This window comes from Pseudomonas sp. 2822-15 (genome assembly GCF_002742515.1).
Lineage (GTDB): Bacteria > Pseudomonadota > Gammaproteobacteria > Pseudomonadales > Pseudomonadaceae > Aquipseudomonas > Aquipseudomonas salomonii.
Genome location: NZ_LJRY01000156.1, coordinates 364656 through 389969 on the forward strand (window position 1 = coordinate 364656; position 25314 = coordinate 389969).

The 25314-nt window shown below is 61.4% G+C and carries 24 protein-coding genes; 4 read left to right on the forward strand and 20 right to left on the reverse strand.

The annotated features are described in order from the left end of the window. Positions 1 to 67: 67 nt before the first annotated feature. Positions 68 to 2695, reverse strand: coding sequence for a phosphoenolpyruvate carboxylase (gene ppc / locus AOA59_RS03395; RefSeq protein ID WP_099485929.1), 2628 nt, complete (start codon positions 2693 to 2695; stop codon positions 68 to 70). 184 nt (positions 2696 to 2879) lie between these two features. On the opposite strand from ppc, the gene AOA59_RS03400 reads away from it, so the two are divergent. The 3 genes from AOA59_RS03400 (at position 2880) to AOA59_RS03410 (ending at position 4774) form a co-directional block, all read left to right on the forward strand. Beyond that, positions 2880 to 3224: a pilin assembly protein gene (locus AOA59_RS03400; RefSeq protein WP_065928949.1), complete on the forward strand. Its 345-nt coding sequence runs from the start codon at positions 2880 to 2882 to the stop codon at positions 3222 to 3224. 283 nt (positions 3225 to 3507) lie between these two features. Next, entirely contained in the window at positions 3508 to 3933 is a 426-nt protein-coding gene (locus tag AOA59_RS03405; RefSeq protein ID WP_017137109.1) for a DUF4398 domain-containing protein, read from the forward strand. A gap of 55 nt (positions 3934 to 3988) precedes the next feature. After that, positions 3989 to 4774 (forward strand): OmpA family protein, encoded by a 786-nt coding sequence (locus AOA59_RS03410; protein WP_056857564.1) that lies wholly within the window; start codon positions 3989 to 3991, stop codon positions 4772 to 4774. A 47-nt stretch (positions 4775 to 4821) separates the two neighbouring features. Here the strand turns inward: AOA59_RS03410 and AOA59_RS03415 are convergent, their stop codons facing one another. From AOA59_RS03415 to AOA59_RS03490, 17 genes are all read right to left on the reverse strand, one after another. Continuing rightward, a complete protein-coding gene (locus AOA59_RS03415; protein WP_083221712.1) occupies positions 4822 to 5145 on the reverse strand; it encodes a hypothetical protein in 324 nt (107 codons plus the stop codon). A gap of 121 nt (positions 5146 to 5266) precedes the next feature. Beyond that, complete coding sequence (locus tag AOA59_RS03420; protein WP_069786226.1) at positions 5267 to 5593, reverse strand: hypothetical protein; 327 nt, start codon at positions 5591 to 5593, stop codon at positions 5267 to 5269. Continuing rightward, positions 5590 to 6495 (reverse strand): alpha/beta hydrolase, encoded by a 906-nt coding sequence (locus tag AOA59_RS03425; RefSeq protein ID WP_099485931.1) that lies wholly within the window; start codon positions 6493 to 6495, stop codon positions 5590 to 5592. The genes AOA59_RS03420 and AOA59_RS03425 overlap by 4 nt, the downstream gene beginning before the upstream one ends. Before the next feature lie 175 nt (positions 6496 to 6670). Then, a complete protein-coding gene (locus AOA59_RS03430; protein WP_017137104.1) occupies positions 6671 to 7948 on the reverse strand; it encodes a flavohemoglobin expression-modulating QEGLA motif protein in 1278 nt (425 codons plus the stop codon). A gap of 21 nt (positions 7949 to 7969) precedes the next feature. Continuing rightward, a complete protein-coding gene (locus AOA59_RS03435; RefSeq protein ID WP_099485933.1) occupies positions 7970 to 8530 on the reverse strand; it encodes a hypothetical protein in 561 nt (186 codons plus the stop codon). A 29-nt stretch (positions 8531 to 8559) separates the two neighbouring features. After that, a complete protein-coding gene (locus AOA59_RS03440) occupies positions 8560 to 9276 on the reverse strand; it encodes a TetR/AcrR family transcriptional regulator (RefSeq protein ID WP_074854403.1) in 717 nt (238 codons plus the stop codon). A 96-nt stretch (positions 9277 to 9372) separates the two neighbouring features. Beyond that, positions 9373 to 10875 (reverse strand): lysine--tRNA ligase, encoded by a 1503-nt coding sequence (lysS, locus tag AOA59_RS03445; RefSeq protein ID WP_099485935.1) that lies wholly within the window; start codon positions 10873 to 10875, stop codon positions 9373 to 9375. Between the two features lie 79 nt (positions 10876 to 10954). Next, positions 10955 to 12050 (reverse strand): peptide chain release factor 2 gene (gene prfB / locus AOA59_RS03450; RefSeq protein WP_096236834.1). Its coding sequence is split into 2 segments (ribosomal slippage): positions 10955 to 11977 and positions 11979 to 12050, totalling 1095 coding nucleotides; the frame shifts between segments, so codons are not numbered across the junction. Then, complete coding sequence (locus tag AOA59_RS32620) at positions 11976 to 12227, reverse strand: hypothetical protein (protein ID WP_178076227.1); 252 nt, start codon at positions 12225 to 12227, stop codon at positions 11976 to 11978. The genes prfB and AOA59_RS32620 overlap by 75 nt, the downstream gene beginning before the upstream one ends. Before the next feature lie 56 nt (positions 12228 to 12283). Then, positions 12284 to 13285 (reverse strand): PleD family two-component system response regulator, encoded by a 1002-nt coding sequence (locus AOA59_RS03455; protein WP_056857569.1) that lies wholly within the window; start codon positions 13283 to 13285, stop codon positions 12284 to 12286. Between the two features lie 52 nt (positions 13286 to 13337). Next, positions 13338 to 14348 carry a chemotaxis response regulator protein-glutamate methylesterase gene (locus AOA59_RS03460; RefSeq protein ID WP_065928944.1) on the reverse strand — a complete coding sequence of 337 codons (1011 nt, stop codon included), beginning with the start codon at positions 14346 to 14348 and terminating at the stop codon, positions 13338 to 13340. Then, the gene (locus tag AOA59_RS03465) at positions 14345 to 16630 is read right to left on the reverse strand and encodes a hybrid sensor histidine kinase/response regulator (RefSeq protein ID WP_099485937.1); all 2286 of its coding nucleotides are present in this window, start codon (positions 16628 to 16630) and stop codon (positions 14345 to 14347) included. Before AOA59_RS03465 ends, AOA59_RS03460 begins: the two co-directional genes overlap by 4 nt. After that, on the reverse strand, positions 16627 to 17328 hold the full coding sequence (locus tag AOA59_RS03470; RefSeq protein WP_099485938.1) for a chemotaxis protein CheW: 702 nt from the start codon (positions 17326 to 17328) through the stop codon (positions 16627 to 16629). The genes AOA59_RS03465 and AOA59_RS03470 overlap by 4 nt, the downstream gene beginning before the upstream one ends. Continuing rightward, a complete protein-coding gene (locus AOA59_RS03475; RefSeq protein WP_099485940.1) occupies positions 17325 to 18578 on the reverse strand; it encodes a protein-glutamate O-methyltransferase CheR in 1254 nt (417 codons plus the stop codon). The genes AOA59_RS03470 and AOA59_RS03475 overlap by 4 nt, the downstream gene beginning before the upstream one ends. Then, entirely contained in the window at positions 18575 to 19087 is a 513-nt protein-coding gene (locus tag AOA59_RS03480) for a chemotaxis protein CheW (RefSeq protein ID WP_099485942.1), read from the reverse strand. Before AOA59_RS03480 ends, AOA59_RS03475 begins: the two co-directional genes overlap by 4 nt. Then, the gene (locus AOA59_RS03485) at positions 19087 to 20709 is read right to left on the reverse strand and encodes a methyl-accepting chemotaxis protein (protein ID WP_056857575.1); all 1623 of its coding nucleotides are present in this window, start codon (positions 20707 to 20709) and stop codon (positions 19087 to 19089) included. The genes AOA59_RS03480 and AOA59_RS03485 overlap by 1 nt, the downstream gene beginning before the upstream one ends. A gap of 174 nt (positions 20710 to 20883) precedes the next feature. Then, positions 20884 to 21591 (reverse strand): tellurite resistance TerB family protein, encoded by a 708-nt coding sequence (locus tag AOA59_RS03490; protein ID WP_056857576.1) that lies wholly within the window; start codon positions 21589 to 21591, stop codon positions 20884 to 20886. Between the two features lie 304 nt (positions 21592 to 21895). Here AOA59_RS03490 and AOA59_RS03495 point away from each other — a divergent pair, with 304 nt between their 5' ends. After that, positions 21896 to 23521, forward strand: a complete 1626-nt coding sequence (locus AOA59_RS03495; protein ID WP_099485944.1) for a glucan biosynthesis protein D — start codon at positions 21896 to 21898, stop codon at positions 23519 to 23521. Positions 23522 to 23572: 51 nt separating this feature from the next. On the opposite strand, the gene AOA59_RS03500 is transcribed toward AOA59_RS03495, so the two are convergent. Both AOA59_RS03500 and AOA59_RS03505 read right to left on the reverse strand, forming a co-directional pair. Then, positions 23573 to 23758 carry a hypothetical protein gene (locus AOA59_RS03500; RefSeq protein WP_065928938.1) on the reverse strand — a complete coding sequence of 62 codons (186 nt, stop codon included), beginning with the start codon at positions 23756 to 23758 and terminating at the stop codon, positions 23573 to 23575. A gap of 335 nt (positions 23759 to 24093) precedes the next feature. Next, on the reverse strand, positions 24094 to 25200 hold the full coding sequence (locus tag AOA59_RS03505; RefSeq protein WP_065928937.1) for an NADH:flavin oxidoreductase/NADH oxidase: 1107 nt from the start codon (positions 25198 to 25200) through the stop codon (positions 24094 to 24096). Positions 25201 to 25314: the final 114 nt, after the last annotated feature.

A 25314-nucleotide genomic window follows, 5' to 3' on the forward strand; every position in this document is an offset into this window, starting at 1 on the left:
GCCGACCGCCCGTTTCCGGGCGGCCGTCGTTGTTTATCCGCAAGCCTTTGAGAACACGCACAAAACCTCAGCCAGTGTTGCGCAAACCGGCGGCAATACCGGCCACAGACACCAGCAGCGCCTGTTCCAGAGGGCTGTCCTGCGCCGCCTCTTGCTGGCGCGAGCGCGCGAGTAATTCGGCCTGCAACAGGTGCAGCGGGTCGAGGTAAGTGTTGCGCAGGCGAATGAACTCAAGCGTGTCGGGGCTATGGGCCAGCAGTTGCGACTGGCCGGTCAGGCCAAGCACCACGTTGCATGCCTGCGACAATAGGTCGCGTAAGTGCGCACCCAATGGCAGCAGGTCCGGCTGCACCAAACGCTCGTCATACAGCCGCGCGATGTCGGCATCGGCCTTGGCCAGCACCATCTCCAGCATATCGATACGGGTGCGGAAGAACGGCCATTGCTCGCGCATCTGCCCCAGCAACTCGCCTTCGCCACGCTCCAGCGCCTTGCTTAATGCCGCTTCCCAGCCTAGCCAGGCGGGCAGCATCAGGCGGGTTTGGGTCCAGCCGAAGATCCATGGAATCGCGCGCAGGCTCTCGATACCGCCCGCACGACGCTTGGCCGGGCGGCTGCCCAATGGCAAGCGGCCCAGCTCCTGCTCGGGTGTGGACTGGCGGAAGTATTCGACGAATTGCGGATTTTCCCGCACCACGGCGCGATAAGCACTGACACCGTCTGCCGCCAACTCATCCATCAGATGGCGCCAGGCCGGCTCAGGCGGCGGCGGTGGCAGCAACGTGGCTTCCAGCACGGCCGCCAGATAAAGGTTGAGGTTCTGCTCGGCAATGTCCGGCAGGCCGAACTTGAAGCGGATCATCTCGCCTTGTTCGGTGGTACGGAAACGCCCCGCCACCGAGCCTGGCGGCTGCGACAGGATCGCCGCATGCGCCGGGCCGCCGCCACGGCCAACGGTACCGCCACGACCGTGGAACAACAGCAACTCCACCTGTTGCTCGCGGCAGATATCCACCAGGCGTTCCTGGGCCCGGTACTGTGCCCAGGCTGCGGCGGTGGTGCCGGCGTCCTTGGCCGAGTCCGAATAGCCGATCATCACTTCCTGCGGGCCTTGCAAACGCGCGCGATAGCCCGGCAATTGCAGCAGGCGCTCCATCACCGGCCCGGCGTTATCCAGGTCGGCCAGGGTTTCAAACAGTGGCACCACACGCATCGGCCGTTGCACGCCCGACTCTTTAAGCAGCAGTTGCACGGCCAGCACGTCCGACGCGGCACCGGCCATGGAGATCACATAAGAACCGAGCGATGCAGCCGGTGCGGCGGCGATTTCCTTGCAGGTGTTCAACACCTCTGCAGTGTCTGCCGACGGCTTGAAATAACCCGGCAGCAGCGGCCGGCGATTGGTCAGCTCTTTGCTGAGGAAGCTGATGCGCGCCTCTTCGTCCCAGTCTTCATAACGGCCCAGGCCCAGGTAATCGGTAATTTCGGTCATGGCCGCCGAGTGGCGGCTGGAATCCTGACGCACGTCCAGGCGCACCAGGAACAAGCCGAAGGTCACGGCACGGCGCAGGCAATCGAGCAACGGGCCATCGGCGATCACGCCCATGCCGCACGCGTGCAGTGACTGATAGCACAGCTCCAGCGGGTCGAGCAGGTCGCGGTTGTTTTGCAGCACCTCGGCCGGCGCGGGCGTGCTGGCGGTTAGCGCGGTATGCGCCCATTGGCGCGTGGCGCGCAGGCGTTCGCGCAGTTGCTTGAGCACGGCACGGTAAGGTTCGACGCTATCCCCGACTTTGGCCTGCAACGCAGGGCTGGCCTGCTGCATCGACAGCTCGGAGGCCAAATGGTCGACATCGCGCAAATACAAGTCCGCCGCCATCCAGCGCGCCAGCAGCAACACTTCGCGGGTGACCGGCGCGGTGACATTCGGGTTTCCGTCCCGGTCGCCGCCCATCCATGAGGCAAAGCGAATCGGCGCCGCCTCAAGTGGCAGGCGCAGGCCGGTGGCGGCGTGCAAAGCCTGGTCGGCCTTGCGCAAATAATTGGGAATGGCGTGCCACAGCGAATGCTCGATCACCGCAAAGCCCCACTTGGCTTCGTCCACCGGCGTGGGCCGGATGCGGCGGATCTCTTCGGTGTGCCAGGCTTCGGCGATCAGCCGCTGCAAGCGCTGGCGAATCTGCTCACGCTCGGCGCCGGTGAGGTCGCGGTGATCCTGCAACGCCAGTTGTGCGGCAATCGCATCGTATTTCTGGATCAGGGTGCGACGCGCCACTTCGGTCGGGTGGGCGGTGAGCACCAGCTCGATCTCCAGGCGCGCCAGCTGGCGGGCCAGGGACTCATTGCTGTGCCCTTCGCTTTGCAGGCGGGCCAGCAACTCCGGTAACACGCGGGACTCGAAGGGCGCCGGCTGCGATTCATCGCGCCGATGGATCAACTGGTACTGCTCGGCGATGTTGGCCAGGTTGAGGAACTGGTTGAACGCGCGTGCCACGGGCAGCAGTTCGTCTTCCTGCAACTGATTGAGGCGGGTACTCAACTCATCACCGGCACCGCGTCTGTCAGCCTTGGCGCCTTTGCGGATCTGCTCGATCTTGTCGAGAAAAGCATCGCCGTACTGTTCTCGAATGGTGTTGCCCAGCAGCTCACCCAGCAGGTGAACATCCTCACGCAAGCGTGCATCGATATCACTCATCAACCAATCTCCAGCCAGAAATCCGGGACGCGCAGGCCTTCCAGAGTGCCGCCCGCGTCAGTTTCTGACAAGACACTTTAAACCTTGCGACTTGTAGCTAGTCTCAACAGTGAGTCGTCGTGTTACCCACGCAGGCGACTGGACACCCATCACCGCCTGCCATCGCGGGCTTATTGAGGTTGCCATGAAAATTCGAGAACTGGCCCAACATTGGGAAGAGAACGCGAAGGGTCGCCTGACCAAAACCGAGTACGCGATCCACTTGGACGTCGAGTCGGCTGCGCGCCTGGCCGCTATCGCCGAGATGTACCCCAAGCGCAGCACCGAAGAATTGCTCGGCGAACTGATCGGCGCGGCCCTTGAAGAGCTGGAAGCGAGCTTCCCCTACATCAAGGGCCAGCATGTGATCGCCACCGATGAAGAGGGTGACCCTTTGTATGAAGACGTCGGCCCTACACCGCGCTTTCTGACCTTGTCACGCCGCTATCTGCATGATTTGTCTGCCGCTGCCGACAAACAGCAACACTGATAAACAGTCGACAAACCCCGTTTAACCCCGGTATTCCGGGCCTCACAGAGGCTCGGCGTACCGCTGCGCAACGTAAAAGTTCAAACTTTTAAACGCTGACCAAACAGTCAGATATTTTTTTAGGCAAATCGCCATCTCCGCTGAACTTTTGAAAAAAGGCTCCGGTCACAACCAGTAAGCCATCACTTGGAACGGCCGTTTGAAAAGGGCATTTGGTGCTTTACCGCCGGGCCTGCAACCGCCAACCAATGAAGTGGATTTTGATTTTTTCAGGAGTTATCCAATGGAGTTGAAGACGATGAAGACCAGCACTGCCAAATCCTCGTTTAACCATCTGCGCGGGCTGAAATTGGCCGCGCTGGCAATCGGCACCAGCTTCGTTCTGGCGGGCTGCGCCGGCAACCCGCCGACCGAGCAATACGCCGTGACCCAGTCCGCCGTAAACAGCGCAGTCAGCGCCGGCGGCACCGAGTACGCAGCGGTAGAAATGAAGTCGGCCCAGGACAAGCTCAAAGCTGCTGAACTGGCGATGCACGACAAGAACTACGACAAAGCGCGTCAACTGGCTGAACAAGCCGAGTGGGATGCCCGTGTCGCAGAGCGCAAAGCCCAGGCTGCCAAGGCTGACCAGGCTGTGAAGGATTCCCAGAAAGCTGTGCAGGAACTGCGTCAGGAAGGCATGCGCCCGGCTGTGATCAAACAGCAATAAGCCGCCGCCACTGATTGCACTGCACCCGATATCGAATTGAAAGGACGACACGACTATGCGTAAACAATTGATGATCCCTGCCCTGCTGGCGATGAGCGTTGCTCTGGCGGCCTGCTCCACCCCGCCGAACCAGAACCTGGAAAACGCGCGGACCAACTTCTCGGCCCTGCAATCCAACCCGCAAGCCACCAAGGTAGCGGCGCTTGAAACCAAGGACGCGCAGGATTGGCTGGACAAGGCTGACAAGGCCTACCGCGACAAGGAAGACGAGAAGAAGGTCGACCAACTGGCCTACCTGACCAACCAGCGCGTTGAAGTGGCCAAAGACACCATCTCGCTGCGTGAATCCGAAGCCAAGCTGAAAAACGCGGGTGACGAACGTGCCAAGGCGTTGCTGCAAGCCCGTGATGCACAGATCAAGCAACTGCAAGACAGCTTGAACGCCAAGCAGACTGATCGCGGCACCCTGGTGACCTTCGGTGACGTGCTGTTCGCCACCAACAAGTCCGACCTGAAATCCAGCGGCCTGGTGAACATCACCAAACTGGCTCAGTTCCTGCGCGACAACCCGGACCGTAAAGTGATCGTCGAAGGCTACACCGACAGCACCGGTTCCGACTCGTACAACCAGAGCCTGTCCGAGCGTCGCGCAGCTTCCGTGCAACGTGCACTGGCTCAACAAGGCGTGGATATCTCGCGCATCGTGACCCAGGGTTACGGCAAGGAATACCCGGTTGCCGACAACGGCAGCGTTTCGGGCCGCGCCATGAACCGCCGCGTTGAAGTGACCATCTCCAACGACAACCAGCCAGTCAAGCCACGCTCTTCCGTTGCTAACTGATTGATTGACGCTGTATAAAAAACCCACCTCACGGTGGGTTTTTTCTATCAGGCCTCGATTTTTCGGCCGGTATCCTCAGCCGGCATCATGGCCTCCATGCCTTGACGCCCGCCCATCAGCTTTTCAAGCATGTCTTGACCCATTTGGCCTTCACCACCTGAGCCTTCAGAACCGCCGCCACCGCCGCCCTGGGCGCCGCCGGCCGCCTTCGAGAGCATATCCATAAGCATCTTCATCGGGTCTGGTTTGTCTTTCCCACCTTTCTCAGCGCCCTTATCAGCGCATTGCTCGCCTTGAGCACCACCCTGCTCCAAACTTTCCTGGCCCCTGGCCATGCCCAACATTTTACCGATAGCACCAATGTCCATCATCACGCTCCAAAGTCCGTCATTCGTAAGTTAATCATCAGCAACACTGACGACTCATTCAGTGGCTTCTTACGCGATTCGGTTCCAGATATTTCCACGATGCGCAGTGGTGATAAAAAGCAGGCTACTCTTGCAGTTGCGGCGTTTCCTGGCCCATGCAACGCACGGCTTGTTTCTTGTTGTTCACCAGCACACCGCTCAAGCCTTTCTGTTCGGTATCAAACATCACCAACACCCCATCAATGCATTGCGCCACTTGTGCGGCCGGGGTCAGCGATACCTTGTAGTCCTCGCCCGGCACGGTCTTGAGCAGGGTGAAGTCACTGAGCAACAAGGCGTCCTCCGGTTTGGCGAAGTGCAGGTAGCCATAGAACCACAGGCAACCGACGGTACCGATAATGGTGCCGATGCCGGTGAGGATCAGCGGGATCATGTTGCGTTCTTCGCTCATTGCGGGCTCTCTGATGCATCAACTTTAGGAATAGGGTAATTCGGAATTTCGCCCAGGCGGCGCAGGCCATTGAAGTGCTGCGGGTCGTCCAGATAGCGCAGCATCACGGTTTGCCAGGTTTTGTCGGCAAAGGTCTGCACATGGCCGCCACGGGTCAACTGCAGCACCCGCGGTGGCGGCGCGGCCTGATACAGGCGAATGCCGTTGGCCACCGGCACGATCGGGTCATCCAGGCTATGGAACAGCAGCTTGGGCACGCCAGTAAGCTGGGGCATGGCATTGATCGCACTGTCGGCGTCGGGCACCAGCCACGACAGCGGCACCTGAAACGGCCATGTTAACCAGGAGGTGCTGAGGGCGAATTGTCCTACGTCACGATAACTGGCGGGCACGCCATCCAGCACCAGCGCCTTGAGCTGAGTTTGACGCTGCGGGTGTGCCGCCAGGTAATGCACCGCCAGCGCACCGCCCAGGCTCTGGCCCAACACAATCAGCGGCTGGCCTTGGGTTTCAGGGGCCTTGTCGATCCAGGCGAACGCCGCATCGATATCCTGATACACCGCCGGCAAGGACGGCTTGCCTTCAGAAAGGCCGTAGCCGCGATAGTCCAGCAACAGCACTTGATAGCCCTGCTCCGGCAACCACCAACTGCCACCCAGGTGCCAGGCCAGGTTGCCGCCGTTGCCGTGCAGGTGCAGCACCGTGCCTTTGAGCGGCACACCGGGTTTGGCCGGCAGCCACCAGGCATGGAGCTTTACTCCATCGGCGGTGGTCAGGGTGATATCGCGGTATTGCAGGTGGGCTTTTTCCGGCGTGAACGGCAGGCCGGGTTCGGGGTAGAACAGCAGTGAGCTGCAGCCGTTTAAAGTGAGTAGCAGGCAAAGAATGCCGAGGATTCTCATCCGTTGAAGCCTCGCTGATAGGTTGTACTCAGTTCTCAAGAACCAATGAGATCAAATGTGGGAACTGGCTTGCCTGCGATAGCGGTCTTTCAGTTGAAACGACGGTGACTGATACACCGCTATCGCAGGCAAGCCGGCTCCCACATGTTTTAACCGGTTTCGTCACGTGGATGGCCTAAAGGATATTCGAGTAATCCGCCTCGATCCGGTCCAGGCTCAGGTGGTTGAGGAAGTTGGAGAAGCACATCCACGCTGCCAGTGCGTTCATGTCGCGAAACTGTTCGGGCAAGTACTTGGGCGGCACGACCAGGCCTTCGTCGACCAGTTGGCGCAAGGTGCGCATGTCTTCCAGAGTGGTCTTGCCGCAGAACAACAGCGGCACTTGCTCCAGTTTGCCTTTGCGCACGGCCAGCTGGATGTAGTTGTAGACCATGATAAAGCCCTTGAGATAGGACAAATCCTTGGTAAACGGCAGGCCCGTCGGCGTCGAACCTCGGAACACGCGGCTGGCATTGCCGTAGCTTTCGGCCATTTCAAAGCCTTGCTCGCGGAAGAACTCAAACACCTGCAGGAAGTCGGCCCCCTCCTCGACCATATGGATGGCGCGGGTGCGGTTGGTCAGTTTGCGCAGGCGGCTGGGGTAGGAGGCAAAGGTGATGATCTCCATCAGAATCGCCAGGCCTTCCTGGGTCACCGTGGACGAGGGCGGCCCTTTGGACAGGAAGGTGCAGATCGGCTGGTTCTGGCCATTGAGCGTGGTGCCGACGTGCACCAGGCCTTCGTGCACTTCCAGCGCGCGCACATCACGCTCGTTGAACATCGCGTCGGCGCGGATCTTGATGTAGTCGGCGCCCGCCGCCGCATCGGCAACGATCCCGTCGGACTCGAACACGCGGATGGTCTCTTCGGCCTCACCGAACACCTTGTTCAAACGGGTTTGCAGCAAGGCCACCGCATGCTTGGCCGTGAGCGTCTTGGCTTCGTCCTTGAGGTCGCCCCGGCCGTCGATCTGGTTCAGGTAGTCGGACATCATCAGGCCCAGGTCGGCCAGCGTCGGGTCACCCGCGTGGAACGCGTCCGAGGCGGCGCCGTAGAGTTCCTGGGAAATCAGGCCGAAATCCTCGGTGCCCCGCGCTTCGAGCATGCGCACCACCATGCGGTACTCGCGGCACATGCGGCGCATGATCTGCCCCACCGGACTGAACTGGCCGAGACGGCGGGTAATGTCGCGCTCGATGTTCTGGAACTCCAGCTTCACCGCACTGGAGTCGAACGACAGCGGCCGGCCCAGGTAGTAATCGCGGTCCACGGCCGGCATGGCCTTGCCCTTGGCCTTGAGAAAGCCCTGGCGAATGTTCTCGTCCCACTTCACGGCGTCGAGGACGCGAATCGGTGTTTGTGCCAGCACAATGCGATCGGACAAGGTGCGTATCGTCTGCTGGTAATCGTCCACCCGGTGCTTCCTCTTTAAACGTTATTTGCCCGCGCGCCGGTAGCGCACGGCTTCAACGAACACATCGGCATTGGCCGGGTCATCCAGATAGGCAAATACCTGGTCCATGGGGCTGTCGACCCGCACACCGGCACCGTCGACGGTTTCCACCGTGCTGCCGCGCAAGGCGTTCTGGCCTATGGCTTGATGGATCTGCTCAAGGTCGAGGTTGTAGACCACCCATTCACGCTGTTTGTCGCCCTCGCCTTCAAAGTCGAACCCGGCCAGGAAGTAATTGCCACCGAAGGCCGCCGGCAACGGCGCCGACAGGTACCAGCGGTTGCCATGGCGCGACACCGTAAACCGGTATTCATCGCGCTGGCCCGGTTTGGCTTTAGGGTAGCTTACGGCCTTGTAATGATGCTGATCGACACGGGTGATCTGCAGATTCAGCGGTTCGCCCCAGGCGTTTGTACTCGACCAGCGGCCGAGCAAGGCGTCGGGCGCCGCTTCAGGGGCCGGCAGCGGGTCCTTGAAGGTGACCAGGCAACCGCTGAGCAGCAGGAACGATATAGCGATTGCAATGACACGCCAGGCTTTCATCGAATACCCCATCAAGTGTGGGAGCTGGGCTAGACCGAGGCCAACACCAAATGCATGTAACGCTTGAGAATCTCAAGCATCTCATCGCTGGTCAGAGGCTCAGGGCCGCCAAGCAGGCCCTGATATTCCATCCGACCGATTATCGCCGTCAACACTCTGGCATCCTGTTGCGGCTCGCGGGAGCCCAATACCTGAAAAAACTGCCCGGTGCCCTGCAACAGAATCTGCTGATGGGAACGCACCAGCTCAGCCAGGCGCGGGTTGAGCAAGGCTTCCTGGCGAAAGGCCTGTTCGGCCATCAAGTGTTCGCGGCGGTTGGTCAGTTGGCGCATCACGTAGTCGGCGGTCAGCCGCGCAATATCATCAGCAAGCTGTGAGCGTGACTGCGGGCTGCCATCGCCATAGGCGACCATCTCACGCAGCAGGCCTTCGTTGCGCACCCACAGCTTGCCCATGAACGCAGCGCTGCGCTCCACGTATTGGGCGAAAGTATCGGTGAGCAGGTCATCGATGTCCTTGAAGTAATAGGTGGTGGCCGACAACGGCACGCCGGCCTCTGCTGCCACCGCGCGATGGCGCACACCGCGTACACCATCGCGCACGACGATGCGCATGGCCGCATCGAGAATGTCTTGCCGGCGTTGCTCGCTGCCTCGACGGCTGGCCTTGCGGCCCTGGTATTGGACACTATCAGCCACGGCAGCAGCAATGCCGGCGGCGCCTTCTTGAGCCATTACGCGGTTCACGACAGATCTTCCTTTAAAGGGCGCCGTTCTGCTGACGGCTGAATTCGCCACACAAAAAAGCCGCCTTATAAAAGGCGGCTTCGGATCTCGCTACGGTTACGCTTGTGGCCGCATGTGCGGGAACAAGATCACATCGCGGATCGACGGCGAGTTGGTCAACAACATCACCAACCGGTCGATGCCGATACCTTCACCGGCGGTTGGCGGCATGCCGTATTCCAGGGCACGAACGAAGTCGGCGTCGTAGTGCATCGCCTCGTCATCGCCGGCGTCCTTGTCGGCCACCTGGGCCATGAAGCGCTCGGCCTGGTCTTCTGCGTCGTTAAGCTCGGAGTAGGCGTTGGCGATTTCGCGGCCGCCGATGAACAGCTCGAAACGGTCGGTGACGTTCGGGTTGTCATCGTTGCGACGCGCCAGCGGCGATACTTCGAACGGGTACTGGGTAATGAAGTGCGGCTGTTCCAGCTTGTGCTCCACCAGTTCCTCGAAAATCATCACCTGCAATTTGCCCAGGCCTTCGAAGCCCAGCACCTTGGCGCCGGCTTTCCTGGCGATGGCGCGGGCCTTGTCGATGTCGGTCAGGTCGTCAGCGGTCAACTCAGGGTTGTACTTGAGGATTGAGTCGAACACCGACAGACGCACGAACGGTTCGCCGAAGTGGAACACCTTGTCGCCGTACGGCACGTCAGTGCTGCCCAGCACCAACTGCGCCAGCTCGCGGAACAGTTCTTCGGTGAGGTCCATGTTGTCTTCGTAGTCGGCGTAGGCCTGGTAGAACTCCAACATGGTGAATTCCGGGTTGTGACGGGTCGAGACACCTTCGTTACGGAAGTTGCGGTTGATCTCGAACACCTTCTCGAAGCCGCCAACCACCAGGCGCTTGAGGTACAGTTCCGGCGCGATACGCAGGAACATTTCCAGGTCCAGTGCGTTGTGGTGGGTTTCGAACGGCTTGGCCGCGGCACCACCAGGGATGGTTTGCAGCATCGGCGTTTCCACTTCGAGGAAGTCACGCTTCATCAGGAAGCTGCGGATGTGCGCAATCACTTGCGAACGCACGCGGAAGGTCTGGCGCACGTCTTCGTTGACGATCAGGTCAACGTAGCGCTGGCGGTAGCGCTGCTCGGTGTCGGTCAGACCGTGGTGCTTGTCCGGCAGCGGGCGCAGCGACTTGGTCAGCAGGCGCACGCTGGTCATTTCAACGTAAAGATCGCCCTTGCCGGAACGCGCCAGGGTGCCTTCGGCAGCAATGATGTCGCCCATGTCCCAGGTTTTCACCGAGGCCAGGGTTTCTTCAGGCAGGGTTTTACGGTTGACGTACACCTGAATGCGACCGGTCATGTCCTGGATCACCATGAACGAGCCACGGTTGAGCATGATGCGACCCGCCACCTTGACCGGGATTGCAGCCTCTGCCAGCTCTTCCTTGGTCTTGTCCGCGTACTGTTTCTGCAAGGCATCGCAGTAGTTGTCACGGCGGAAGTCGTTCGGGAAGGCATTGCCCTTGGCGCGCTCGGCAGCAAGCTTTTCCTTGCGCAGGGCGATCAGGGAGTTTTCTTCCTGTTGCAGGGCTTGCGGGTCGAGTTGTTGGTCGCTCATGTCTTTAAATTTTCCATCAGGTTCGTTGTCCCCAGCCTTCGGCGGGGGATCGCGGGCAAGCCCGCTCCCACAGAGGGTGTTAGAGGCCGGATTTCAGGCTGGCTTCCAGGTATTCGTCGATATCACCGTCGAGCACCTTGTCGCAGTCGCTGCGTTCGATGTTCGTGCGCAGATCCTTGATCCGCGACGCATCAAGCACATACGAACGGATCTGGTGGCCCCAGCCGATATCCGACTTGGTGTCTTCCAGCGCCTGGGACGCCGCATTGCGCTTCTGCATTTCCTGCTCGTACAACTTGGCCCGCAGCATTTTCATGGCGGTGTCCTTGTTGGCGTGCTGGGAACGTTCGTTCTGGCAGCTGACCACGGTGTTGGTCGGTACGTGGGTGATACGTACGGCCGAGTCGGTGGTGTTTACGTGCTGGCCACCGGCACCGGAGGAGCGGTAGGTGTCGATGCGCAGGTCGGCCGGGTTGATCTCGATTTCCACCTTGTCGTCGATCTCTGGCGAGACGAAAACGGCGGAGAACGAGGTATGGCGACGATTGCCGGAGTCGAACGGGCTCTTGCGCACCAGGCGGTGTACGCCGATCTCGGTCCGCAGCCAGCCAAAGGCGTATTCGCCCTTGATGTGCACGGTCGCGCCCTTGATACCGGCGACTTCACCGGCGGACAGTTCCATGATGGTGGCGTCGAAACCGCGTTTATCCGCCCAGCGCAGGTACATGCGCAGCAGGATGTTGGCCCAGTCCTGGGCCTCGGTGCCGCCGGAACCGGCCTGGATGTCCAGGTAGGCGTTGTTCGGGTCCATTTCGTGGCTGAACATGCGGCGGAATTCAAGCTTGGCGAGGTTTTCCTCGAGACGGGCCAGCTCGGCGACGACATCGCCCACTGCGCCTTCGTCGTTTTCTTCAACGGCCATGTCCAGCAGGTCGCGGCAATCGCCCAGACCGGTGTTCAACTCGTCGAGGGTGTCGACGATCTGCGCCAGCGCAGCGCGCTCGCGGCCCAGTTCCTGGGCGTATTCAGGTTTGTTCCAGACAGCCGGATCTTCAAGCTCGCGATTGACTTCGGTCAGACGCTCATGCTTTTGATCGTAGTCAAAGATACCCCCGAATAGTTTCGGAGCGCTCGGACAGGTCCTTGATGGTGTTAAGGATCGGGTTGATTTCCATGGCGGGCAGCACTCGTTGGCGAACTTTTGAAAGCCGACGAGTATAACGACAAACCGGGGCTAACGGCAGCCCGCTTGGCGAAAAGGCGGGGTTGTTGACGATCTCCAGAATGATTGAGATCAAATGTGGGAGCTGGCTTGCCTGCGATAGCGGTGTATCAGGTACGGATGTGGTCACTGACAGGCCGCCATCGCAGGCAAGCCAGCTTCCACAAGGGTTCGGCGGTGTTCTGCCTACTCGATACCGACCTGATTGCGCCCGTTATGCTTGGCCGTATACAACCCCTTGTCCGCCGCCATGATCAACTGCCGACAATCCGTGCCCTGCACCGGCGTCATGGTCGACAGGCCGATACTGATAGTCAGGCTCGCCCCTTCTGCCGGGGCAATGTGCGGGATTTTCAACCCGGCAACCGCCATACGCAGTTTCTCGGCCACCAGGCGCGCGCCGCCCGGCGAGGTATTGGGCAATACCAGCGCAAACTCTTCACCGCCGTACCGCGCCGGCAAGTCCGAAGGCCGGCTACTGGCCTCACGGATGCTCGCGGCGACTTTGCGCAGGGCTTCATCACCTTCGACGTGGCCAAAGCTGTCGTTGTAGGTCTTGAAGAAGTCCACGTCGATCATCAATAACGACAGCTGGGTCTGGTCACGCATGGCACGGCGCCATTCCAGCTCCAGGTATTCGTCAAAATGGCGGCGGTTGGACAGCCCGGTGAGACCATCGGAGTTCATCAGCCGTTGCAACACCAGGTTGGTGTCCAGCAACTGCTGCTGGCTCACCCGCAGCGCGCGGTACGCCGCATCCCGTTGCAACAACGTCATGTACGAGCGTGAGTGATAGCGAATGCGCGCCACCAGCTCGATGTTATCCGGCAGCTTGACCAGGTAATCATTGGCCCCGGCCGAAAACGCCGCGCTCTTGATCAGCGGGTCTTCCTTGGTCGAAAGCACGATGATCGGGATATTCGCCGTGGCCGGGTGGTTGCGGTATTCGCGCACCAGTGTCAGGCCATCAAGGCCGGGCATCACCAGGTCTTGCAGGATCACCGTCGGTTTGATACGGATCGCCTGGGCGATCGCCTGATGCGGGTCGGCGCAAAAGTGAAAATCGATGTTTTCTTCGTGGGCCAGGCCACGCCGCACGGCTTCGCCGATCATGGCCTGGTCGTCGACCAGCAACACCATGGCAGCGTTTTCGTCGGTCTTGATGTCGTCGATCTGTAAATCATTCATGTGCAGTCACCTGAATTACTGTCCTGCAAGCCGGCACCGCGAGAGGTCTTGATCATTTTGCAAATACCTCCAGCAATCGGGGCGCAATTCTGTCCAGTGGGCGAATTTCAACAGCAGCATCAATGGCCGCCGCCGCTTTGGGCATGCCATACACCGCACAGCTCTGCTGATCCTGAGCGATGGTCAAATAGCCTTGTTCACGCAATATCTTGAGGCCCTGGGCCCCGTCGCGCCCCATACCGGTCAGGAGTACGCCGACGGCGTCACCGTTCCAGTGGCTGGCGACGCTCTCGAAAAACACGTCGATGGACGGCCGGTAAATCTCGTTCACCGGCTCCGCGGTATAGGCTAGCGTGCCATTTTTCAACAGGCGAATATGGTGGTTGGTACCGGCCAGCAGCACCACGCCGCTTTGTGGCGGCTCGCCCTCTCGCGCCAGACGCACCGGCAGCCCGGAGGCGCTGCTCAACCATTCGGCCATGCCGGCGGCGAACACCTGGTCCACATGCTGCACCAGCACAATCGCGGCGGGAAAATCGCGGGGCAAGCCCTTGAGCAGGATTTCCAGGGCGGCCGGGCCGCCCGCCGACGACCCAATCGCCACCAGGCTTTGACGTTTGCCGGGCGCGCGTGCAGGCGCGGTGTCGGCGCGTACGCGGCTGCCTCGCTGGCCGATCAGCCAGCCAATATTGAGGATTTTGCGCAGCAACGGCGCCGCCGCATCCTTGGGGTTGCCCACGCCCAGCGCCGGGGTGTCCACCACATCCAGGGCGCCATGGCCCATGGCTTCGAATACGCGACTCATATTTGCCTGGCGGTCGACGGTCACCAGCAGAATAGCGCATGGGGTCTCGGCCATGATCTGTCGCGTGGCCTCCACGCCGTCCATCACCGGCATGATCAGGTCCATAAGGATCAAGTCCGGGGTCAATTCGGCGCAGCGCTGTACGGCCTCCAGGCCATTGTTGGCCACCCACACCACCTGGTGCGCCGGCTCGAAGCTCAAGGCACGGCGCAGCGCCTCTACCGCCAGGGGCATGTCATTGACGATCGCAATCCTCATGCCCGAGCGCCCCCGATCAGCTCCATCACGGCATCCAGCAAGGCGTCGTCGTGGAAACTGGCTTTAGCCAGATAATAGTCGGCACCGGCGTCCAGTCCACGGCGCCGGTCTTCTTCGCGATCCTTGTACGACACCACCATCACCGGCAACGATTGCAGGCGACTATCACGGCGCAAGAGTGTGACCAATTCGATCCCGTCCATACGAGGCATATCAATGTCAGTGATCAGCAGGTCGAAGTCTTCGGAACGCAGTGCGTTCCAGCCATCCATGCCATCGACGGCGACCGCCACTTCATAACCACGATTAAGTAACAATTTACGTTGCAGTTCACGCACGGTGAGCGAGTCATCCACCACCAGCACGCGCTTGCGCGGTGCTTCGGTGGCCTGCTGGCTGCGCCGGGCGATACGCTCCAGGCGGCCAGTGTTGAGCAATTTATCCACCGAACGCAGCATGTCTTCGACGTCGACGATCAACACCACCGAGCCGTCATCCAGCAAAGCACCGGCGGAAATATCCTGGACCTTGCCCAAGCGGTCATCCAGCGGCAACACCACCAGGGTGCGTTCGCCGATAAAACGTTCCACCGCAATGCCATACACCGCATCGCGCTCGCGGATCACCACCACCTTCAGGGTTTCGTCATTGCTCTGCCCCGGCGGGCGCTGCAATAACTGGCTGGCGGCCACCAGGCCGACATGCCGGCCTTCGTGCCAGAAATGCTGGCGGCCTTCCAATTGCACGATGTCCTCCGGCGCCAGGTCGCACATCCGTTCGATATGCGCCAGCGGGAAGGCATAGGCTTCCTCGCCGACTTCCACCACCAGGCTGCGCACCACCGACAAGGTCAACGGCACTTCCAGGTGGAAACGGCTGCCCTGCCCCGCCGTCTGTTCCAGCACCACCGCGCCGCGCAGTTGGCGGACCATGTGCTGCACCGCATCCAGGCCGACGCCGCGCCCGGACACCTCGGTGACCTTGTCGCGCAGGCTGAAGCCCGGCAGGAACAGGAAGGTCAGCAGCTCTTCTTCACTCAAGCGCAGCGCGGTTTCCAGCGGTGACAGATGCCGGTCGACGATAGTGCCACGCAGGCGTTCCAGGTCGACGCCATTGCCGTCGTCGCTTAACTCCAGCACCAGCAAACCGGCCTGGTGGGAGGCGCGCAGGCGGATCAAGCCTTCGGCGGGTTTGCCCGCCAACACCCGCTGCTCGGGCATTTCAATGCCGTGGTCGACGGCATTGCGCAATAAGTGCGTGAGCGGCGCTTCGAGTTTTTCCAATACGTCGCGGTCGACCTGGGTCTTTTCCCCCTCGATCTCCAGGCGCACCTGCTTGCCGAGGCTGCGGCCAAGGTCGCGCACCATGCGCACCTGGCCGGCGAGCACATCGGCAAACGGCCGCATGCGGCAGGCCAGCGCGGTGTCATAAAGCACTTGGGCGCGCTGCCCGGCCTGCCAGCCGAACTCATCCAGCTCGGCGGTTTTATCCGCCAGCAACGCCTGGGCTTCACTCAACAGGCGGCGCGTGTCGGCCAGAGCTTCCTGGGCTTCCAGGCTCAAGTCCATGGCCTTGAGCTGGCCATCGAGGGTGTCCAGGGCGCGCGCACTGTTGCTTTGAATGCGCTTGAGGCGTTGCAGGCTCACCAGGTAAGGCTTGAGCCGCTGGGTCTCGACCAAGGACTTGCTCGACAAGTCGAGCAGGCTGTTCAAGCGCTCGGCGGTGACACGCAGCACGCGCTCGCCGCCTTCGGTCATGCGTTTGTTCGGGCGCGGCAGGTCAGTACTGACAGGCGGCGCGGGCTCAGGCTCCGGCGGCAGCGGGTCAATCACCGGCGCAGGCGCAGGTTCCGGAGTGGCGAAGGCGACCGGTGTGGCCTGGACGATCGGCTGCGACGGATCCAGCAGGCGTTCCATCAGCGCCACATACCCTTCGATATCCGCCGGGCCTACGTCATTGCCCGGCGTGGCGATGCGCATCAGCAGGTCGGTGCCCTGCAGCAAGGCGTCAATATGCTCGGGTTGCAGATAGAGGCGGTTTTTCTGGGCGCTGACCAGGCAGTCCTCCATCACATGGGCCACGCTGACCCCGGCGTCCACGCCGACAATCCGCGCCGCGCCTTTAAGCGAGTGCGCGGCGCGCATGCACGCCTCAAGCTGGTCGGCCTGGGTGGGGTTGCGCTCCAGGGCCAGCAGGCCCGCGCTCAGTACCTGGGTTTGTGCATCGGCTTCCAGGCTGAACAGTTCCAGCAGCGAGGCATCGCGCATCTGGTCGGGGGTCATGTGAGGCTCCGGGTCACGGCAGACAACAATTGCGCCTCGTCCAGCCAACGCAGGCTGCGGCCTTTCCACTGCAACACGCCTTGGGTGAAGCGCGCACTGGCCTGGGTGCCGGAGGCCGACGCGGCCTTCAAGGTGCGCTCATCGATGGCATGGATGCCGTCGACTTCGTCCACCGGCACCACCACCGGGCCGTCCTGGGCAGCAATAATCAACATGCGCGGCATCACGCGTGCGCCAGTAGTGCCTGTGCCGGCAGGGTCCAGCCCCAGCAGCTCCACCAGTGACAGGCACGCCACCAGCGCACCGCGCACATTCGCAACGCCCAGTAATGCGCGGGAACGCTGGTGCGGCAACGAATGAATCGGCTGCAGTGGCGCCACTTCCACCAGGCATCGGGTGGCAATGCCCAGCCACTCTTCACCCAGACGGAACATCAGAATCGAACGGGTGACGATGTTTTCGTCAACTTGCGCGACGGCATACGCCTGCCGGTCGCCCTGCTGCAACGCGTACCGGTCAAGCAGGCGCGTGGCGGCGGCGGAATACACCGAGCAGTTGCGGCAGTGGATATGCTCGGCGAGCAACGGGCAGGACTTGTCACCATGGATGCCGATGCGGTTCCAGCAGTCGTCGATGGCTTGGGTGTCGGCCAGGGTCAGGTCCAGGCCTGCGGTGTCGAGCGCATCAAGGTTATTCATCGTTTGGACTCACTGTCTGCCCGCTCGCTGCGCGCGGCCCGCGCCTGCAAGCGGCGCGCGCCCGCGCTGTCACCCTGGGACTCGAGCAATGCGGCCAGATGCATCAAGGCCTGCGGGTGCTGTGGTTCCAAGTACAAGGCTTTGCGGTAATAACCCTGGGCTTCCAGGGCGCTGCCGGCCACGTCGCTGAGCAGCCCCAGCCAGTAAAACACCTGGGCGGCCGGCGGGTGGTTACTCAAATACTGTTCACACGCGGCACGGGCCTCGGCACTTTTGCCTTCGTTGGCCAGCGTGGCGATGCGGCTGAGCAAGTCGCCCGCATCGCTGTGCGGCGCCTTGATCGGCACTACTTGGGCGCTCACTGTGCTGAACGGGCGCGGCTTGGCCGGAATCGGCGCTGCGCTGCGCTGGGGGATGGGCAGGGGCACAAACACCGGTTCAGGCTTGACCGGCTCGGCATGCCGGCTGAACGCAAAGGATTGCGGCACGCCAATCGAACGCATGCCATGGCGCCCCAACAGGCTGCCCTCGGCGGGGCCGATAAACAGCACGCCGTCTTCGTGGGTCAGGCGCTTGAGCACATCGAACACTTGCTTCTGGGTGGGCTGGTCGAAGTAGATCAGCAGGTTGCGGCAAAATACAAAATCGTAGCTGGGCTCATTCGCCAGCAACGCCGGGTCGAGCAAGTTGCCAACTTGCAGGCGCACTTGTTCGCGCACCCGCTCGGCGATGTGGAAACCGTCGGGCTGTTCGCTGAAGTGACGCTCGCGAAACTCGATATCACCGCCGCGAAAGGAGTTCTTGCCGTACACGCCACGCTTGGCGCGCTCCACCGACAGCGGGCTGACATCCAGCCCCAACACCTTGAACTGGTGCGGCGCCAGCCCGGCATCGAGCAAGGCCATGGCAATCGAATAAGGCTCTTCGCCCGTGGAGCATGGCAGGCTGAGAATACGCAGGGCGCGCATCTGCTTGATCGCCGCCAGGCGCTCCTTGGCCAAACGCGCCAGAGTGGCAAAGGACTCGGGGTAGCGGAAAAACCAGGTCTCGGGGACGATCACCGCTTCGATCAGCGCCTGCTGCTCATCATGGGAACTCTGCAAATGCTGCCAGTACTCTTGTGCGGTCTGCGCCTGCACGGTCTGGCTGCGCTGGCGTACGGCTCGCTCGATGATCGCCTCGCCTACCGAGGCGACGTCCAGGCCAATACGGTCCTTCAAGAAGGCAAAGAAGCGCGGGTCGTTACTCATAGGCTCAGCTCACTGGCAAACAGCAAGGCGCGCACGTCATCGGTGAGCAGGTCGTCGACGCCGATCCATTGCATCAAACCCAAGGCATCTTCACGCACCGGCCCCAGGTACGGCGCCTCGCGGTTAGCCAGGCCGTAAGGCTGGAATTCGGCCGGGTCGCAACGCAGGGTGTCGGTGGCCTGCTCCAGGATCAGCCCCAGCCAGCGCGCCTCGAGCCAGGGTTGCGGCTGGTAATTGACCAGCACCAGCCGGGTGCTGGTGCGCGCCTGGGCCGCTGTGCCGAAGGTCAACGCACACAGGTCGACGACGGGCACCAATGCGCCACGGTGAGCAAAGATCCCCGCCACCCACAATGGTGCATGGGCGATAGGTTTGAGCGGCAGGCGCGGCAACACCTCGGCCACTTCCGTGGCCTTGAGGGCGTAGCGTTCACCACCGATGCGGAACACCAGGAACAACGCCTTTTTCGCTGCCGGGACGGCGCCGCGTTTAGCCGCGAGGTCGCTCATCAGACTTTGAAACGCGATACGCCGCTGCGCAGACCGACCGCAACCTGGCTCAGTTCATCAATGGCAAAGCTGGCCTGGCGCAGGGATTCCACGGTCTGGCTGCTGGCATCGCCCAGTTGCACCAGCGCGTGGTTGATCTGCTCGGCGCCGGTGGCCTGGGCCTGCATGCCTTCGTTGACCATCAGCACCCGCGGCGCCAGGGCCTGTACCTGATGGATGATCTGCGACAGCTGCTCGCCCACTTGCTGCACTTCGAACATGCCGCGACGCACTTCTTCGGAGAACTTGTCCATGCCCATCACGCCCGCCGACACCGCCGACTGGATCTCGCGCACCATCTGCTCGATGTCGTAGGTGGCCACGGCGGTCTGGTCGGCCAGGCGGCGCACTTCGGTGGCCACCACGGCAAACCCGCGCCCGTACTCGCCGGCCTTCTCGGCTTCAATGGCGGCGTTGAGCGACAGCAGGTTGGTCTGGTCGGCCACCTTGACGATGGTCACCACCACTTGGTTGATGTTACCGGCCTTCTCATTGAGGATCGCCAGCTTGGCGTTCACGAGGTCGGCGGCGCCCATCACCGAGTGCATGGTTTCTTCCATGCGCGCCAGGCCTTGCTGGCCGGAACCGGCGGCGACCGAGGCCTGGTCGGCGGCGGTGGACACTTCGGTCATGGTGCGCACCAGGTCTTTGGACGTGGCGGCAATTTCCCGTGAGGTCGCGCCGATCTCGGTGGTGGTGGCCGCTGTTTCGGTGGCCGTGGCCTGTTGTTGCTTGGAGGTGGCGGCGATCTCGGTCACCGAGGTGGTCACCTGCACCGACGAACGCTGGGCCTGGGAGACCAGGGCGGTCAGCTCGGTCATCATGTCATTGAAGCCGGTTTCGACAGCGCCGAATTCGTCCTTGCGCTCAAGGTTCAAACGCTTGCTCAGGTCGCCGGTGCGCATGGTTTCGAGAATTTCGACGATGCGGTTCATCGGCGCCATGATCGCGCGCATCAGCAGCAAACCGCACAGCCCGGCAGCGAGGATGGCCACGGCCAGCGACACGAACATACTGATTTTCGCGGCGGATACTGCGTCATCGATCGCGTTGGTTGCGCGGTCGGCGACATTCTTGTTATCGGTGATGATGTCGTTGAGCTTCATGCGACCTGCGGTCCAGGTCGGCGTCAACTGGGTGTCGAATTCCTTGCGCGCGCCGGCCAGATCACCCCGTTGCAGGCTGTCGAGCACGACGGCGAGGCTCTTGTTATAGGCCTGGTGCAGCGCCTCGAACCGGTCGAACTGACTGCGATCCTCATCACCGCGGATGGTTTGTGCGTAATTGGCCATCTGCTGCACGACGCGGGCTTCGAAGGATTTGAAGTCGGCCTTGTCGGCGTCCGTCAACCCTTTGTCGTCGCGCAGGCCGATCAATTGCAGGGTATCGAGGTAACTGTCGACCCAGGCGCTGCGAATCATCGAACTGAGGTACACCCCAGGCACCGCGTCATCCCGAACCGAATTCTCACCCTCCTCGATTTTCAGCAACCGTGAATAAGAGACCACAACCATTAACAGCATGATGGCGATAATGACCGCAAAGCTTGCCAAGATCCGTTGGCGCAAGGTCCAGTTCTTCACAGTAATTCCTCGAAGGGCCGATCAAATGCCGAGGAGTATAGCTGAGCGGGTGCCCGCATTAATCAACAGGTTTTGATGTAGCGCTCACAGAACGCAAAAACACTGTGCAGGTGACGCAGAGCGTCACGGGCTGCGCTCCCACGCAGAGCGTGGGAGCGATCATTGAGCCGGGACTTATTGGTTAAGCCGTACCTGTTTTTCCAGCTCGGCCTTTAAGCCGGGCTCAAGTTTGAGTTGGCGGGCCAGCTCGTCCAGGTAGGCTTTTTCCATGAAGTTTTCTTCGTCCACCAGCATCACGCTGGCGATGTACATCTCGGCGGCCATTTCCGGGGTGCTCGCTGCCCGCGCCACGTCGGCGGGATCCAGAGGCTTGTTCAGCTCGGCGTGCAGCCAGCTTTGCAGTTCACGGTCGTTATCGAGCTTGGTAAATTCGCCTTCGATCAGGGCGCGTTCACGTTCGTCTACATGCCCGTCGGCTTTTGCGGCAGCGACCAGCGCCTTGAGAATGCCCTGGCTGTGTTGTTCGACCTGGGCCGGCGGCAGGCGGTCGATGGTTTGCGGCTCGCCTTGGGGCGCACCGGCCTGCTGCGCCTGCCAGTTGCCGTAAGCCTTGTAGGCGATCACGCCAAGTGCCGCCAGCCCGCCATAGGTGAGCGCCTTGCCGCCGAATTTGCGCGCCTTTTTATTCCCCAGCAACAGCCCCATCGCACCCGCCGCCAGGGCGCCGCCGCCCGCACCGCCGAGCAAACTGCCGAGCCCGCCGCCACCGAGCAAGCCGCCGAGGGCGCTTTTGTCGTCCGATTTGCGTTGCCCGCCGGCTTTGTTTTGCAACATGTCCTGGCCGGATTTGAGCAACTGATCGAGCAATCCACGGGTATTCATGCGTAGCCTCCAGACACTTGGGTTCGTAGGACCAATAGGCCCCCAGCGTAAAACTAAGTGCCAAAAAGCCGCGATCTAGAGTGCTTCCAGATGTAACGCCGACAGCACAAGCTGGAAACGTCTTGTTTCACATGCAACGCCATCACCCCGCCATCAATCAATTTTCCTTCTGCATCGAACCGCTTAAGCTATCCGGCGTCTGTTTATTGTCCGTTGCGTTTGGTCGAAGGCATGTCCGAACCGTTATTTCTGATCCGTTACGTGCCAGGAACGGCGCGGGATTTGCTCACGACAGGTTGTCTCTATGCACCGCAGGAATTTGCTTAAAGCGTCCATGGCCATTGCGGCTTACACCGGTTTGTCGGCCAGTGGCCTGCTGGCCGCGCAGGCCTGGGCTGGGAACCGTGCCGCCGATGGCAAGGCCGTGGCGTTCGACTTCGAAACGCTCAAGGCCCAGGCCAAGCAGCTCGCCGTCACCGCGTATAAAGACACCAAACAGGTGCTGCCGCCGACGCTGGCAACCATGACCCCACAGAATTTCAACGCCATTGGCTACGACGGCAACCATTCGCTGTGGAAGGAGCTGAACGGCCAGCTTGACGTGCAATTCTTCCACGTCGGCATGGGCTTCAAGACGCCGGTGCGCATGCACAGCGTCGACCCCAAGACCCGCGAAGCCCGCGAGGTGCATTTCCGCCCTTCGCTGTTCAACTATGCCAAGACCACGGTGGACACCAAACAGCTGACCGGCGACCTGGGGTTCTCCGGCTTCAAGCTGTTCAAGGCGCCGGAACTGGATCGCCATGACGTGCTGTCGTTTCTCGGCGCCAGCTACTTCCGTGCGGTGGACGCAACCGGCCAGTACGGCCTCTCCGCACGCGGCCTGGCGATCGATACCTACGCGAAAAAACGCGAAGAATTCCCCGATTTCACACAGTTCTGGTTCGAAACCCCAAGCAAAGACGCCACGCGCTTTGTGGTTTACGCCCTGCTCGACTCGCCGAGCGCCACTGGCGCTTACCGCTTCGACATCGACTGCCAGGCCAGCCAGGTGGTGATGGGCATCGACGCGCACATCAATGCGCGCACCGCCATCGAACAACTGGGCATCGCACCCATGACCAGCATGTTCAGCTGCGGTACCCACGAACGGCGGATGTGCGACACCATCCACCCGCAAATCCACGACTCGGACCGCCTGGCCATGTGGCGTGGCAACGGCGAGTGGATCTGCCGCCCGCTGAACAACCCGGCCAAGCTGCAATTCAACGCCTTTGCCGACACTGACCCGAAAGGCTTCGGCCTGGTGCAGACCGACCATGAGTTCGCCAGCTACCAGGACACCGTGGACTGGTACAGCAAGCGCCCAAGCCTGTGGGTGGAACCGACCACCGCCTGGGGCGAAGGCTCGATCGACTTGCTGGAAATCCCCACCACCGGCGAAACCCTGGACAACATCGTGGCCTTCTGGACCCCGAAAAAGCCCGTGGCCGCCGGCGAATCACTCAACTATGGCTACAAGCTGTACTGGAGCGCGCTGCCGCCGGTAAGCACACCGCTGGCGCAAGTGGATGCCACCCGTTCCGGCATGGGCGGTTTTACCGAAGGCTGGGCACCGGGCGAACATTACCCCGACGTGTGGGCGCGCCGCTTTGCCGTGGATTTCAAGGGCGGCGGCCTGGATCGCCTGCCGGCCGGCACCGGGATCGAACCGGTGGTGACCTGCTCCCACGGCGAAGTCAAAGACTTCAGTGTGCTGGTGCTGGACAACATCAAGGGCTATCGCATTCTGTTCGACTGGTACCCGACCAGCGACAGCGTAGAGCCGGTGGAACTGCGGCTGTTTATCCGCACCCAGGACCGCACCTTGAGTGAAACCTGGCTGTATCAGTACTTCCCGCCGGCACCGGACCAGCGCAAGTACAGCTGATACGCGCCAACAGAGCGTTCCCACGCGAGCGTGGGAACGCGCTTATGCCGGTTAAAACCGCGACACGCTCTTCATTGCGCCGATCAAGTAGCGCATCGCCACCTGATCGTTTTCGGTCAGGGCGCGATACTGCGCCAGCAACTCCACCTCATCCGAACTCAACCTTCGCCCCCGCAAGGACATCCGGCGACCCAAAAAAGACGCCACCGCACCCGCTACGCCATAAGACTTGGTCATGGACCGTTACTCCTGATATCAGTCAATTACTCCTGGTGCCCATTCCCAACGCTCATGAAGCGCAGTGGCTTCAAGGGCAAACAGCCTGACTCCCTGGGCCAGAAATCACACTTACCTTAAGCGTAGAAACAATCTGGTGACGTGTGGGATTTTTTTAGAGTATTCACTTAAAAAATTACTTCGGTAACAAATACCTACAACCCTTTCTCACGCAGCGGCCGCTAAAGGTGGATATCGTGAGGCTCTTGCGCATACGGCTGCGGGTCAGGCTTGCGTTAAACGTGGGTAACAAAAAACCCACCAAATTGGGTGGGTTTGTGGAACGCTGCGCGGGTTCAATCCCTCAGGTCAGACTCATGAATCGGCTGATCACGGTGGGTCGCCCGCTGGTACTGCGCAGGCCAGATGGCTTTGCGCCCGCCCAGGTCATCGTCGGCATGCAGCGGCCAGTAAGGGTCACGCAACAGCTCACGGGCGAGGAAGATGATGTCGGCCTGGCAGGTGCGCAGGATATGTTCGGCCTGGGCCGGTTCAGTGATCATGCCCACCGTGCCGGTGGCGATACCCGACTCTTTGCGCACGCGCTCGGCAAACCGCGTCTGGTAGCCGGGGCCGGTGGGAATCTCGGCGTTCGCGGCGGTGCCACCGGAGGACACGTCGATCAGGTCCACGCCCAGGTCTTTGAGGCGGCGCGCCAGCTCCACGGTTTCATCGGGGTTCCAGCCGTCTTCGACCCAATCGGTGGCCGACACCCGCACAAACAGCGGCAGCTCCTGGGGCCAGACGGCGCGCACGGCTTTGGTCACTTCGAGTACCAGGCGGATACGGTTTTCAAACGAGCCGCCGTAGTGGTCCTGACGCTGGTTGCTGATCGGCGAAAGGAATTGATGCAACAGGTAACCGTGAGCGGCGTGGATTTCCACCACTTCGAAACCGGCGGTCAGCGCACGCTTGGCGGCGGCGACAAAATCGGCAATCACCTGCTGTATCTGCCCTTCATCGAGTGGCTTGGGTTGCGTGTGGTTCGGGTCAAAGGCAATCGGCGAGGGCCCCACCGGCACCCAGCCGCCGTCTTCCGGCTTGACGCTGCCGTGCTTGCCGATCCACGGCCGGTGGGTGCTGGCCTTACGCCCGGCATGCGCCAGCTGGATGCCCGCCACCGCGCCTTGGGCGGCAATAAAGCGGGTGATGCGTTGCAGCGGTTCGATCTGCGCGTCGTTCCACAGACCCAGGTCCTGGGCGGTGATGCGGCCATCGGCGGTGACGGCGGTGGCTTCGGTAAAAATCAGCCCGGCGCCACCGACGGCGCGGCTGCCCAGGTGCACGAGGTGCCAGTCATTGGCCAGGCCATCGTCGGACGAGTATTGGCACATCGGCGAGACGGCGATGCGGTTAAGCAGGGTCAATTGACGGAGGGTGTAGGGTTCGAGCAGCTGACTCATGGCGCACCTCTTCTGGGTTCTGTGGGCACTATTCAAACAGTGCTTAGAGCCTAGTCGACAACGCTGGATTGCACAGGGTTCAGAAAGGAAAGCGGGAGCCGAGTGCCGGCTCCC

Excerpts from the sequence above, each read along its gene's own strand:
- ppc (WP_099485929.1), bottom strand. The coding sequence starts at position 2,695 with ATGAGTGATATCGATGCACGCTTGCGTGAGGATGTTCACCTGCTGGGT.
- AOA59_RS03400 (WP_065928949.1), top strand. The coding sequence starts at position 2,880 with ATGAAAATTCGAGAACTGGCCCAACATTGGGAAGAGAACGCGAAGGGT.
- AOA59_RS03405 (WP_017137109.1), top strand. The coding sequence starts at position 3,508 with ATGGAGTTGAAGACGATGAAGACCAGCACTGCCAAATCCTCGTTTAAC.
- AOA59_RS03410 (WP_056857564.1), top strand. The coding sequence starts at position 3,989 with ATGCGTAAACAATTGATGATCCCTGCCCTGCTGGCGATGAGCGTTGCT.
- AOA59_RS03415 (WP_083221712.1), bottom strand. The coding sequence starts at position 5,145 with ATGATGGACATTGGTGCTATCGGTAAAATGTTGGGCATGGCCAGGGGC.
- AOA59_RS03420 (WP_069786226.1), bottom strand. The coding sequence starts at position 5,593 with ATGAGCGAAGAACGCAACATGATCCCGCTGATCCTCACCGGCATCGGC.
- AOA59_RS03425 (WP_099485931.1), bottom strand. The coding sequence starts at position 6,495 with ATGAGAATCCTCGGCATTCTTTGCCTGCTACTCACTTTAAACGGCTGC.
- AOA59_RS03435 (WP_099485933.1), bottom strand. The coding sequence starts at position 8,530 with ATGAAAGCCTGGCGTGTCATTGCAATCGCTATATCGTTCCTGCTGCTC.
- lysS (WP_099485935.1), bottom strand. The coding sequence starts at position 10,875 with ATGAGCGACCAACAACTCGACCCGCAAGCCCTGCAACAGGAAGAAAAC.
- AOA59_RS03455 (WP_056857569.1), bottom strand. The coding sequence starts at position 13,285 with ATGAATGATTTACAGATCGACGACATCAAGACCGACGAAAACGCTGCC.
- AOA59_RS03460 (WP_065928944.1), bottom strand. The coding sequence starts at position 14,348 with ATGAGGATTGCGATCGTCAATGACATGCCCCTGGCGGTAGAGGCGCTG.
- AOA59_RS03465 (WP_099485937.1), bottom strand. The coding sequence starts at position 16,630 with ATGACCCCCGACCAGATGCGCGATGCCTCGCTGCTGGAACTGTTCAGC.
- AOA59_RS03470 (WP_099485938.1), bottom strand. The coding sequence starts at position 17,328 with ATGAATAACCTTGATGCGCTCGACACCGCAGGCCTGGACCTGACCCTG.
- AOA59_RS03475 (WP_099485940.1), bottom strand. The coding sequence starts at position 18,578 with ATGAGTAACGACCCGCGCTTCTTTGCCTTCTTGAAGGACCGTATTGGC.
- AOA59_RS03480 (WP_099485942.1), bottom strand. The coding sequence starts at position 19,087 with ATGAGCGACCTCGCGGCTAAACGCGGCGCCGTCCCGGCAGCGAAAAAG.
- AOA59_RS03490 (WP_056857576.1), bottom strand. The coding sequence starts at position 21,591 with ATGAATACCCGTGGATTGCTCGATCAGTTGCTCAAATCCGGCCAGGAC.
- AOA59_RS03495 (WP_099485944.1), top strand. The coding sequence starts at position 21,896 with ATGCACCGCAGGAATTTGCTTAAAGCGTCCATGGCCATTGCGGCTTAC.
- AOA59_RS03500 (WP_065928938.1), bottom strand. The coding sequence starts at position 23,758 with ATGACCAAGTCTTATGGCGTAGCGGGTGCGGTGGCGTCTTTTTTGGGT.
- AOA59_RS03505 (WP_065928937.1), bottom strand. The coding sequence starts at position 25,200 with ATGAGTCAGCTGCTCGAACCCTACACCCTCCGTCAATTGACCCTGCTT.